10 protein-coding genes and 1 pseudogene are annotated in these 11,964 nt (G+C 64.0%); 2 read left to right on the top strand and 9 right to left on the bottom strand.

Annotated features, from left to right (window positions below; translation table 11 throughout):
• From WBF82_RS06315 to WBF82_RS06290, 6 genes and pseudogenes are all read right to left on the bottom strand, one after another.
• Nucleotides 1-802: pseudogene (locus tag WBF82_RS06315) on the bottom strand (sugar phosphate isomerase/epimerase family protein); the annotation flags it as partial.
• Between the two features lie 13 nt (nucleotides 803-815).
• Nucleotides 816-1,580: an SDR family NAD(P)-dependent oxidoreductase gene (locus WBF82_RS06310; RefSeq protein WP_424382216.1), complete on the bottom strand. Its 765-nt coding sequence runs from the start codon at nucleotides 1,578-1,580 to the stop codon at nucleotides 816-818.
• Nucleotides 1,581-1,591: 11 nt separating this feature from the next.
• Nucleotides 1,592-2,401: an MOSC domain-containing protein gene (locus WBF82_RS06305; RefSeq protein WP_424382215.1), complete on the bottom strand. Its 810-nt coding sequence runs from the start codon at nucleotides 2,399-2,401 to the stop codon at nucleotides 1,592-1,594.
• A complete protein-coding gene (locus WBF82_RS06300) occupies nucleotides 2,401-3,669 on the bottom strand; it encodes an amidohydrolase family protein (protein ID WP_424382214.1) in 1,269 nt (422 codons plus the stop codon). Before WBF82_RS06300 ends, WBF82_RS06305 begins: the two co-directional genes overlap by 1 nt.
• 123 nt (nucleotides 3,670-3,792) lie before the next feature.
• The gene (locus tag WBF82_RS06295) at nucleotides 3,793-4,566 is read right to left on the bottom strand and encodes a class II aldolase/adducin family protein (protein ID WP_424382213.1); all 774 of its coding nucleotides are present in this window, start codon (nucleotides 4,564-4,566) and stop codon (nucleotides 3,793-3,795) included.
• A complete protein-coding gene (locus WBF82_RS06290; protein ID WP_424382212.1) occupies nucleotides 4,553-6,163 on the bottom strand; it encodes a class I adenylate-forming enzyme family protein in 1,611 nt (536 codons plus the stop codon). The genes WBF82_RS06295 and WBF82_RS06290 overlap by 14 nt, the downstream gene beginning before the upstream one ends.
• Nucleotides 6,164-6,259: 96 nt before the next feature.
• Between WBF82_RS06290 and WBF82_RS06285 the strand changes: the two genes are divergently transcribed.
• Complete coding sequence (locus WBF82_RS06285) at nucleotides 6,260-6,631, top strand: ClpX C4-type zinc finger protein (protein ID WP_424382211.1); 372 nt, start codon at nucleotides 6,260-6,262, stop codon at nucleotides 6,629-6,631.
• Here WBF82_RS06285 and WBF82_RS06280 read toward each other — a convergent pair.
• Nucleotides 6,595-8,847, bottom strand: a complete 2,253-nt coding sequence (locus WBF82_RS06280) for a molybdopterin-dependent oxidoreductase (RefSeq protein WP_424382210.1) — start codon at nucleotides 8,845-8,847, stop codon at nucleotides 6,595-6,597. The two genes, WBF82_RS06285 and WBF82_RS06280, sit on opposite strands and share 37 nt — an antisense overlap.
• 65 nt (nucleotides 8,848-8,912) lie before the next feature.
• The gene (locus WBF82_RS06275; protein ID WP_424382209.1) at nucleotides 8,913-9,659 is read right to left on the bottom strand and encodes a GAP family protein; all 747 of its coding nucleotides are present in this window, start codon (nucleotides 9,657-9,659) and stop codon (nucleotides 8,913-8,915) included.
• Nucleotides 9,660-9,796: 137 nt separating this feature from the next.
• Between WBF82_RS06275 and WBF82_RS06270 the strand changes: the two genes are divergently transcribed.
• On the top strand, nucleotides 9,797-10,648 hold the full coding sequence (locus WBF82_RS06270) for an SDR family NAD(P)-dependent oxidoreductase (protein ID WP_424382208.1): 852 nt from the start codon (nucleotides 9,797-9,799) through the stop codon (nucleotides 10,646-10,648).
• 4 nt (nucleotides 10,649-10,652) lie between these two features.
• Here the strand turns inward: WBF82_RS06270 and WBF82_RS06265 are convergent, their stop codons facing one another.
• Entirely contained in the window at nucleotides 10,653-11,630 is a 978-nt protein-coding gene (locus WBF82_RS06265; protein ID WP_424382207.1) for a Gfo/Idh/MocA family protein, read from the bottom strand.
• Between the last annotated feature and the right edge of the window lie 334 nt (nucleotides 11,631-11,964).

The raw sequence follows: 11,964 nt of genomic DNA, 5'->3' as shown, positions 1-11,964 counted from the left end.
AGCAGCGCCCGCGCGCTCGTTACGCATGGACGTATCCGGTCGTAGGCGCTGACGCCCGCTTCCGCGCGCGAACGCATCGGCACCTCTAGGCCCACCACGCAATCACGGGGCAGCGCCGCCAGCATTTCAGCCAGCGGCAACTCGCCATCGCCTGGCGCCAGCCGGTGATACATCGCTTCCTCGGCGTAGTGGTGCTCCTTGGTGGACCGCAACGGGACGTCGCACAGCTGCATATGCCCGATCCGCTCGGCGGGCAGCGATCGAAGGTCGTCCGGCCCGGCACCCGAGCGGGCGACATGCATCGTGTCAATCAGCAGGCTGATCTCGTCGCGGCCGACATGTTCGACGGCGGCCATCGCCGCCGATAGGTCAGCGATGGCGAGCCCGGGAACGGGCTCGACGCTGGTCAAGATGCCCCGTTCGGCGGCCAAGTCAGTAAGCACGGCGAGTTCGTCGAAGGTGCGGGCCCGGTCCGGCTCTAAGCTGACCGTGTTGATCCGCGGGATTCGCAGTTGCGCCATGATGTCCAAATCGGCTGCATACGAACGTCGACCCCCGGTGCGATGAGCAGGCCTTCCCCCAATGAGATCGACACGCCTCGCTCGTCCATCGCCGCAAGGAGATCCCTGCGCAGTCGGGCATCGTCGCGTAACGAAAACGGCTTATAGCCAAGCGCTTTCAACGGCGCGAAACCGACCATTCCGGTGGTGATGTAGCGGCAACCCAAATCGGCAACAAGGTGGACGTATTCGACCGGCGGCATGCCGAACACACAGAGCATCTCGACACCGAGGCGATCCATCGGGCCGGCCCGCTCAGCCGCCGACCATGGCGAGGCCGCCGTCCACCGGGATCAGCTGCCCGGTGATAAATCTGGCGCCCTCGCCTGCGAGAAAAACCAACACCGGACCCAGATCACGTGCCGGGTCACCGAGCTTGCCGCCGAGCGGAATTGACAACATCATCTGCTGATCGAGGAATGCCGCGGCATCGGGGCCCAGGAATTCTCGGAACCGGTTGGCGCCTGGGGTTTGAACTGCGGGTGCCAGCGCATTGACGGTGACCCGGTCCGCTCCCCAGGCTTTGGCCGCCGACCGGGTCCAGGCTTGGACGGCGCCCTTGGTGGCGGAGTACACCGCGGCGATCGGGCTGCCCATAACCGCCTCGGAGGACCCGAAGTTGATGATCTGCCCACCGCTGCCGCGCATTACGGCATGCGCCGCCTGATTGGTGAGAATCGTTCCTTTGACATTAGTTGCCAACAGGAAGTCGATTTCGTCGCTGCTGATATGTCCGGGCACTCCCGCCTGCCACAAACCGGCGGCGTTCACCAGCACATCCAGCCCGCCGAGTTCCTGCACAACGCCACCAAATGCCGCTTCAACCGCCTCGGGATCGCGGACATCGCATTGCAGCCAGGTGACCGGGGCGATGTCGTCGGTGGGAGCGGTGCGGTGGTACGTCGCGACCACACGCGCGCCCGCGTCGTGCAGCACCCGCACCGCGGCTGCACCGATACCGGTGGCACCGCCGGTGATAAGGATGCGCCGACCCGCCAGTGATGAGTGAGGTACGGTCATGGCCGCGGAGTCTACTGCAGGTTCACCGGATCGCCGGTGTGGATGGTGCCTGCCACCAGTACCGTCAGGTAGACCCCAGCGCAGGGTACCGGGCCGGATCCCGGTGATTGCAGCCGGTTTTCGGCGGCCGGAGTGCGAAGTGCGTGAGGTGCCCGCGGTAGCGCGCCGTGCTCAAGCGTGGGCAACGCACACCGTGACGTTGGTTTCAAAACATGCATCCGTGTCTCGCCGACGGTCAGATCCCTGCCAACCCAATCGTTTTCCGCATAGGGTGGGTAGCCCGACGGGGTGGTGATCACGATGTTGGGTCGATACCGCAGCGCCTCGGTGCCGATGTGCTCAACGGTGGCCGTCGTGATCGCATGCAGCGGTGCAAGGTCGGTGAACGATTCTCCGGGCGTTGCTTGGGCGATCTCGAGGAGCTGGCCGGCGACCTCGGCATCTTCGCCCAGCTCCAACACCGTCTCGGGGTCGGGCCGTTCCAGGGTCGCGCCCTGTGGCCGTGCGCCGACCAAGCTGACCGAGCGTCCCACCAACTTCGAGAGGACGTCATCGATGCCGGGGTCGGCGGCCGCGATGCTCGCGCCATCGGGCAGCCGGATCACTACCTGGCCGGCGTCCCCGCTGGCGGTGAACTGTAAAAGTTTGCGCCATAACCGCGGCTGCTTGGCGCTGGCCACCCGGTTGGTCTCCGCGTCAACAAGGGCCAGCCGCCGGTCCCCCGACGCGCCACCTTGGTCGACAACCATCGATGGCACAACCTCGCCGAGCATCGATTTCACCGGGTAGCGGCGCAGGCTCTCCACGTGCATCGAAGTCATCAAAACGCCTCTGGATCCCGTTGCACGTCGGGCGGAACCGAATGGCGATACAGCCGCGAAGCATTCTCCCAGGTGATCTTGCGGATCACGTCCCGCGGAAGATCGCCGATTTGTTCGTGGATCTTCTGTTGGGTGTGCGGCCAGGTGGAGTCGCAATGCGGGTAATCAGCTTCCACCATGATGTTGTCCACGCCAATGCGGTCGTGCTGCACGAATGACGACTTGTCTTCGACCGCGCAGAACCAGAAGTTGCGCGTGAAAACCTCTGCAGGAGTGAGGCTCTCCCCCAATGACGCCCAGGTCCCATACATCGCGTGGTAGCTGAGCATGTGGTCGAGGCGATCCAGCAACCCCGCGACCCAGCCGATGCCACCTTCCGATAGACAAATCTTCAGATGCGGGAATTTACTGGGTAGCCCGGAGTACAACCAGTCGACCGCTGCCGAGATGGCGTAGGCGAAGAACAGCACGCCCTGCACGTCCGGTGGCGCGTCGTCGGTGGTGGACGGCGACGAACCCGACGATCCGATATGAAGGTTGACGACGGTTTCTGTTTCGGCGCACGCCGCCATCATCGGATCCCAGTGTCCGGAGTGAATACTCGGCAAGCCGAGCATCGCCGGGTTCTCGCTGAACGTGACGGCGTGAAAGCCGCGCTCGGCATTCTCATAGATCATCTTGGCGCCGAGTTCGGGATCCAGCAGCCAGGGCAACTGGCACGCAATGATGCGATCAGGATAGGAACCCGCCCAAACCTCGTGGTGCCAGTCATTCCACGCACGCACGCAGGCCAACGCCAGGTCGCGATCGTCGGTCACCTGCTGCAGTCGCTGGCCGGCGAACCCCGGCAGAAACGAGGGAAAGTTGAGCGAGGCGTAGATGCCGTTGAGGTCCATGTCTTTGATGCGATGGTGGATATCCCATGCGCCGCGGCGCATTTCGTCAAACCGAACCGGCTCGAATCCGTACTCCGACACCGGCCGCCCGACCACTGCGTTGAAGCCGACATTGGGCAGTTCCTGATCGTCGTAGACCCAGGTTTGTCCGCCGTCGCCGGTGTCCACAACCTTGGGTGCGCGTTCGGCGAATCTGCGTGGCAGACGCCCGGTGAAGGTGTCGGGGGGTTCGACAATGTGATCGTCGACGGAGATCACCGTGTAGCGGCGGTGCGCCCGCGGCGGGTCCGGCAAAAAGGTGACGGAGCGATCTTCGCCGGTTTTCGCGGTGGTGAAGTTCGGGTTGGCGGCCAGCTCGTCGATTGATTTCATGGTCGGCAATCTCCTTGCACGGCATCGCATCCAGTGTGCGATGAAGGCTTCGAGTGTGCGGTGGTGGCGAAGCCGGTCGGCGTGTCGCCGCCCTGAGTGCACACTGGGCGAACGAGGACCCGTTCAGGTGAGCACATCGGGATCGGCTTTGATGGTCATCCGGGCTGCGCCTGCCCAGTAGACATCGGCGGCGCGTTCGATCAGCGACCGTTGCATGCCCGCCATGTCCGACCAGTTCATCGCCACCGGGTCCTTGCCGGTAAGCATGACGTCGTAGGCGAGCTTGCAGACCCGCTCGATCGACGCGGCTCGGTAGACGGCCTCGGCCAGGTTGCGCCCGGTCGTGATGACACCGTGGTTTGCCAAAATGGTCAGGTTCGCTCCGCCAATGCGGGCCGCGAGATCGGCTGCGCGGGACGGGCTGTCGACCTCGCCGTCGTAGGTATCGACCAGACACAAATCATCCAGAAAAAGCGATCCGGTCTGATGAACCAGCTCGGGCAGCCTGCCCATCGCGGCGAGCACGCATACGTTATAGGGATGGTTGTGGATGACCACTCGTGCGTCGGCGCGGACGCGGTGCAGTTCGGTATGGATATGGATCGCCGGTGTGACATCCCAACGACCCCGGACCACCCGGGCTTCGCTATCCACCATGCAGATGTCGGATGCGGTCAGTTCCTGCCACCACAGTCCCCACGGGTTGACCAGCATTTCGGTGTGCCCGTCAGGCTGCCAGGTGATGTGTCCGGCCATGTTCTCCGCGAAACCGATCGCGGCCAGGTGCCGGAACGCCACAGCGAGCGCCTGCTCTTGCGATAGCTCAACGCCGATCGGGGGTACCACCGAGGGCGACCACACCTCCAGGCCGCCTCGCCGTGGGTTACGAGCGTTCATGGTTGGCCTCCATCCTGGCCCGAATGTCGTCACGGAGCCTGCCTTTGGCGATTTTTCCGCCGGACGATCGGGGTAGTTCATCGATGACAATCAGTCGTTCCGGGAGCAGCTCTTTGGAGGTGCCCCGTGCCAACAAATACTCGACGAGTTCGGGCAGGTCGATCGTCGCCGAGTCGGCGAGTTCGACGTAGAGGCACACCTTCTCACCGAACACCGGGTCGGGCATGGCGACCGCTGCCGCCACCGCGATCGCGGGGTTGGTGGTGGCGGCATCCTCGACCTGCGCTGCGCTGATGTTCTTTCCGCCGCGCAGGATGAAATCGGAGGTTCTGCCGGTGACGCTCAGATAGCCATCGGCGTCGATTTCGCAGATGTCGCCCATCCGCATCCACCCGTCGCGGGTGAACAATTGATCGTGATCGACACCGCCGAGGTAGCCGAGGCTGGTTGCCGGACCCCGGCAGGCGGGCTGGCCTCGGCCGGTGTCGGTGACGTCGTTGTCGCCGTCAAAGAGCCGAACGGACATTTCCGGAACGATGCGGCCGGTCGTGCGGAGTCTGCGTTGCTCTTTGTCGTAGACGGTCGTTCCACTGAGCAGGCCGGTTTCATTGGAGCCGTAGAACTGCAGGATCGCTGCGCCGGTGAGTTCCTCGAACTCGGCGGCCGGCCGGTACGGCAGTGCCTCGCCACCGGTGAAAACGACACGTAATGAGCTCAAGTCGTAATCCCGGCTGGCGGGGTCGGCCATCAGCATCGTCAGTTGTGTACTGACACAGCACAATACGGTGGCCCGGTGCTGGACTATCGCCTCACACGTTGCCGTGGTCGTGAAGCGTTCCAGGATCACCGATGTGGCACCCAGGTAGATCGGCGTGGTATGGCTGGTCCATATCCCGAAGCCGAACGGCATCGGGATGACCGGCAAGAAGATGTCGTCGGGGGTGAGCAGCCCGTTGGCGACGGCCTTCTGGTGGAAGTAGTACCAACGGTTTTGGGTGTGCGCGACGCACTTGGGCAACCCAGTGGTGCCCGAGGTGGAATTGATGAGGAAGACGTCGTCTGGTCCGAGTGCCGATTCCACCGTGAGCGCCTCGGGCCTCGCGCCGACGCCGAGCGACAAACCGCCCAGCACCAACAGTTCCGTGGTCATGCCGGCTGCGGATTGGGCCGCGGCATCGCTGCGCTGCTGATCGGCGATCAGCATCTTCGGCTGCGCGCTGCGCAGCAGCTGCGCGACTTCGCGGGTGCCGGCGCGCGCGCCGATCCCGACGACAATGGCGCCGCAGCGTTCGATTGCAACGAACAGCACATGGATGGCAGTCGAGTCGCCGTGCCATACCGCGATCCGATCACCACGCGTGACGCCCAAGCCGGCCAGCTGCTCGGCCAGAGTTCGTGCGGCAAGGTCGAATTCATGCCACGTCAGCGACACGCCGGGATGGTCAACATAGGCGGCTCGATCCGGCGACTGCTCGGCGTTGCGATGTACGGCGTCGGAGAGGGTCACGTCGGACCACCAGCCCGCCGCTCGGTAGCGCGCCGACTCCTCGGCGGTGAATGCCGGCGAGCCCACGGTATCCAGCCGAACGGCGCTCATAAGCAGATGATATGGCCAGCGCTTCCGCGTGGCGCCTTGTCAGGGTGAGCCTGACGCCATATCTTTGTCAGGACGATCCTGACACGAGGAGTGGCGATGAGCTCGACGACTACCCAGACCGCGTACCTTTGGTGCTCGTTCTGCGGCAAGTCGAATATCGAGGTCGACAAGCTGGTTGCGGGTCCTGGCGTGCACATTTGCAACGGGTGCGTCGCGTTGGCCGCAACGGTCATAGATCAGTATCGGGATAAGCCGCATGAGTTTCGGCTGCCCGTGTGGGAGTCGCTGAGCGACCAGCAGATGCTCGACCATGTTCCCCGGATGGCGGTAGTGGCTCAGCAAGTCGAGACCACTCTGCGGTCGTGGGTACTGGAACTTCGCCGCCGCGGCGTTACGTGGTCGAAGATCGGTGCGGCCCTTGGCGTCACGCGTCAGTCCGCGTGGGAGCGATTCTCCGGGGAGGAATAGCGAGACCGAACTTGATCCCCGATGATCGTCACCGGGATGCCATTGAGGGCACCATTGCCCGACGGCTCGTCGATAAACGTCGCTGGGGACAGCGCGTTGGTGTTTGCGCCCGGTGAGTTGTTGGCCACCGACATGCGGGTTCCCGGCTTGCCGTGTCCCCAGCCGTGTGGCATCGATACCACGCCGGGTTTGATCGCGTCGGTGACCTCCACCGGCACTTTGATCTCGCCGGCGGCGGATTTCACCGTGACAACGTCGTCGTCGGCGACGCCGCATCGCGCCGCGTCGTCGGGGTGGATCAGCAGCGTGCAGCGGTCCTTGCCCTTCATCAGCGCAGGGACGTTGTGCATCCACGTGTTGTTTGATCGCAAATGCCTGCGGCTGACCAGGACCAGCGGCTCGGCCGGTCTCTCCATCCGCTCGGCCAGCCGCGGTACGTCATCGAGCAGGTATTGCGGGGCGATGCGGATCTTCTTGTCGGGAGTGCCGAGCAGGTCGGGCAGCTGCGGCACCATCGGCCCGAAGTCGATTCCGTTGGGATTGGCCTTGAGCATCTCCAACGTGAGCCCGCCGGGATTCTGGCCGTACCGATCCCCGAAGGGCCCGGTACGCAGCGTGAGGTCGAGCATGCGCTCCGGGCCGCCGTGGTCGTATAGCGTGCGGATCTCCGCGCCGTCGAGTCCTTGAGTGAAGGCCAGGTAATCGAAATAGCCGTCATCAATCGCGGCGACGTCGACGTCCTCGGCGGGCGTGCCCGTGCACAATCCGGTCAGCCGGATAAGGATCTCCCACTCATGCGGGCGATCGCCCGGGTCGAACACCGGTGCCGAGTAATTCGCGATGCTGTGAATGGCGAACAGCAGAATCAGGTCATCGTGGTGAGGTTGTTCCAGTGCCGACAACCCGGGCAGGATGACGTCGGCATGCCGCGTCGTCTCGTTGAGCCAAAGATCAACGGAGATCATCGCTTCCAGCATCGGCAGTACCTCGTCGAGCTTGTCGCCGCCGGGCGTGGACAACACCGGATTTCCGGCCACCGTGATCAGCGCCTTGAGCTGCCCCTCGCCCGGGGTCGCGATCTCTTCGGCCATGCACGACACCGGGGCCTGGCCTAGCACCTCCTTCGCGCCGCGGACCCGTGTGTGCCAGCGGCCGAATTCGGCGACGCCGCCCTCCAGGCCGGGCAGCGGCTGCGTCGTGATCGACCAGGCGGCCGGCTTCGGGAACATCGCCCCGCCGGGTGTGTCGAAATGGCCGGTCAAAATGTTGACCACGTCGACCAGCCAGCTGGCTAGGCTGCCAAATTCCTGATTACACAGGCCAATTCGACCATAGACCACAGATCGCTCCGTCCCCGCGAGTTCGCGGGCGAGCTGTCGAATGCGGTTCTCGTCGATTCCGGTGACGGCGCTGACCCTCTCGGGCGGCCAATCCGCGGCGACTCGGCGCATCGCATCCACGTCGTCGACATAAGGTCCCGGATCGACGAGGTCTTCATCGAAGAGTGTGTAGGCAACGGCCAGCAGCAGCGCCGCGTCGGTGCCCGGGACAATCGGCAGCCACTCATCGGCCCGCGCCGCGGTCTGGGTGCGTACCGGATCGATCACGATCACCTTGCCGCGCTTGCGGATCGCGTCAATGAGCCCCATCACGTTCGGCGCGGCCAGCAGTGATCCTTGCGAAGCGGCGGGATTGGCTCCCATGATCACCAGCAGGTCGGTGTGCTCGATGTCGGGCACCGGAAAGTTCCACCAGAGGCCGTACATCAGGTGCGACGACAGGTTCTTTGGCCATTGGTCCACGGTTCCCGGCGAGTACGTGACCGGCATCCCGGACATCCCCATCAGCACCCCCGCATAGCGGGCCAGCGAAAACGAATGTGCCAGCGGGTTGCCGGTGTAGGCGGTGACCGCGCCGATCCCGTACTTCTCGATCACTGGCGTGAGCAACTCGGTGCAGCGGCGAAACGCCGCGTCCCAGCTGACCTCCTGCCAGCTGCCCCCGACTTTGATCATGGGTCGGCGGATGCGGTCGGGATCGTTGTGCAACGCGCCCAGCGTGGTGCCCTTCGGGCAGAGGTGCCCGTGGCTCCAGACATCATCGGGGTTGCCGCGGATCTTGGTCACTTTCCCGTTTTTGGGGCCGCCTTCGACGTGAATCTCCAGACCGCACATCGCTTCACACAGTGGACACGTGCGGAGATGCCTGCTGGCCATTCGCCCACTCTATTCCGCTACCAGCGGTAACGGAAGTGCCCCGACCGCACGACCAGGGCCATCAGCTAGATAGCACCCATTCCCTGAGCCACCAGTGCGACGCCGACCAACGTCAACATGACGACCAGGATCTGCCGGCGATAGGACCGTGCCCAGTTGTGTAGCCGTCGCAAAATCGCTTCGGTCTGGGTGGGCGCCACCAGATTGCTCAGTAGCACGATTTCGACAACCGCAAGCGTCTCGACAATGAAAACGACGGCGGCGGCGGCCTGCACGCCGATCGCGGCTCCCGAGGTCAGGATGGCGGTGAGCCCGAATACCACCATCGCCGGGTTAGGGCCGGCCCAGACGCCGACCGCCAGTGCTACCCACGAGGCCCCGCTTTCCCATGCGTCGTTGGCGCGGGTCAGCAGACGCGAGATCGGAGTCGGCTCATCGGAGTCCGCTACCAAGGTCGACGTGCGGGCGCCTCGGTTTGGCAGCTGTGCGTGCGAACGCGCGAAAAAGCGCACTGCCATCAGCGCGGCGATCGATAGCACGAGTACACCCGCGGCGATTTCGATGTAGCGGACAGTGGCGCTGACGGCGGTGGCCGGGTTGGCCAAGTCGCGCACGAACGACGAAAACGTCGGGGTGAAATGCAGCACCAAAATTGGGATCAGCAACAACAGAAGGCCGACGAACGCGCAGCCGATCCAGTACATGAGCAAGTTCTGCGCGGGCCGTGGTCTGGAAACCAGCAGAAGATTGAGGCCGAAACGCACCGGGTCGAACGCTATGGGGAGCGCCAACACCAGCAGCGAGCTCCACATGGCCGCAAACCTACCTTCTGGCTGGTGCTGCTCGATATCGAACCTGGCTGCGCCAGAAGTAGATCCGCAATGCGGCATTAATTACGTTGAATACACCCAAAGAATTTGAGCGCACTCCCACCCCGAGGAGCCGTGATATGAGGATTGACGACGGAGCAATTAACGGCGCACTGCTCGCCGACCGGGTTGCGGTCGTGACCGGCGGCGGTGGCGGTATCGGCGCCGCGACCGCACGGCTATTCGCACAGCATGGCGCCCATGTGGTCATCGCAGATATCGACCCTGAAAGTGCTCACCAGGCTGCCGACGAAATCAGCGGGTCCGGCGGTTCAGCCGTCGCGTTTGTCGCCGACGTCCGCGACAGCGACCAGGTCGCCCGCTTGGCGCGTGCAGTACTTGAGCGCCATGGCCGCATCGATGTCCTGGTGAACAACGTGGGCCACTGGCTGCGTCACCCGGGCAACTTCGTCGACACCGACACCCAGCTGTGGGACGAGCTCTACCGAATCAACCTGCACCACGTTTTCCTCGTTACCCACGCCTTCTTGCCGACGATGATCGACCAACACGCCGGCGCGATCGTCAACGTCTCGTCGGTCGAAGGGCTTCGCGGCTACCCGGAGGATCCGGTCTACGCCGCTTTCAAAGCCGCCGTCATCCACTTCACCCGCAGCCTCGCCGTGCAGGTCGGCCGCGACAACGTGCGCGTCAACGCCATTGGCCCCGACGTCACCGAATCACTGCAGGTGCCCTATTCGCAGTGGCTCTCCGCCGAGGAGCAGCTGCAATGGCCGCAATGGGTTCCGGTCGGGAGGATGGGGCTGGCCGAAGACCAGGCCCGCGTCATCCTGTTCCTGGCTTCCGACCTGTCGGCGTTCGTCACCGGCCACACCATTCCCACCGACGGTGGCACGGGCGCAGCGGGTGGCTGGTTTCGCTCGTCACGCCGCCCCGACCGGGAATGGACTAACCGCCCCGTCGCGCCATGACCGGTCAGCTCGGCTCACGCAGTGGCAGACCGGCAGCTCGATAAATCGCATCGATGACGGTCATGTTCAAGATCGCGTCTTCAGGCGTGGTCTTGACCGGTTCGCCGTGCAGCACTGCCGCGGCGAAGGCGTCGAGCTGATAAGCGTAGGAGGCGCGGCGCGGAAAACGCTCAACGCGTTTACCGGCAGCCGAGCGAACTGAGAGCCGATGGTAGATCTGCGGCATTATCGGATTGAGCGCATGCAGCTCCCCTTGGTCGCCAACCACATGCGCGCTGAAGTCCAGCAGACGCGACGACCACATCGAGCAACGGATCCGGCCGGTATGCCCTTCGGAGAATCGCAGCTCAGCCGTCATGGCCCGGTCAACCTGCGGATCGCGCAATTTCGCTTGCGCTGAAACAACTTCCGGTGTTGAACCGCCGAATGTGCGGACCATGTGGACCGCGTAGCACCCGGCATCCATGGTCGCGCCACCGGCAAGTGAGTAGTTGTAGCGGATGTCGGAGAAGATCGGAAGCGGGAAACACAGGGCCGCCTCCACCCGCTTGAGCTTTCCCAGCTCGCCGGAGGCGATGATTTCTTCGACCCGCAATGCCATCGGGTGGTAGCGGTAGTGAAACGCCTCCATGACGACTCGGCCCGACTGTGCGGCCAGCTCGGCGATCTCACGGGCTTCGGCGGCGTTGGCGGTGAACGGCTTTTCGCACAGCACATGCTTACCGGCGGCCAGCGCGGCTCGGGTCCACTTGCCGTGCAAGCCATTTGGTAGCGGGTTGTAGATGGCGTCGATTTCGGGGTCGGCGAGCAGAGCGTCATAGGTATCGTGCACCCGGGCGATGCCGTGTTTGGCGGCAAATGCCTTTCCACGCGAAACGTCGCGCGCTGCGACGGCGGCAACCACGACGTCGGCGTTTGCTTTGGCCGGTTTGATGAGCGCCGGCGGCGCGATGCGAGCCGCACCCAGTACTCCGATTTGCACGGGATCAGGCTACTTGGCGGCGCAAAGCTGCGGGCGGGAAAAATATCGAACCTTAAGTCCGGTGTTTTTGAATTACGCCGAATTGAACAAACCCCGTCATTTGCGTGGGCGGCAGGTCGGCTTCCTTCTTTCTCAGCAAGATCATCCGAATTATTAATGTCGCACGCAGACTAGCCGCCTACCGTCGGCCCATGATTGCGGTCGGTGAGCTGGTTCGGTTCCCGTCGAGTCGGTCGGCGGTCCCGCCGCCGCTGCGCTGTCCCCGCGGTCATCTGATGCGGCCAGAACGGATGCTAGTCGGTAGCACCGAATGCTCGTGCGGACGTCACTCGAC

The organism is Mycobacterium sp. (genome assembly GCF_049673265.1).
In the GTDB taxonomy this organism is placed as follows: Bacteria; Actinomycetota; Actinomycetes; order Mycobacteriales; family Mycobacteriaceae; genus Mycobacterium.
The sequence above is the reverse complement of the archived record's forward strand: the minus strand, read 5'-3'. Positions and strand labels throughout refer to the sequence as shown.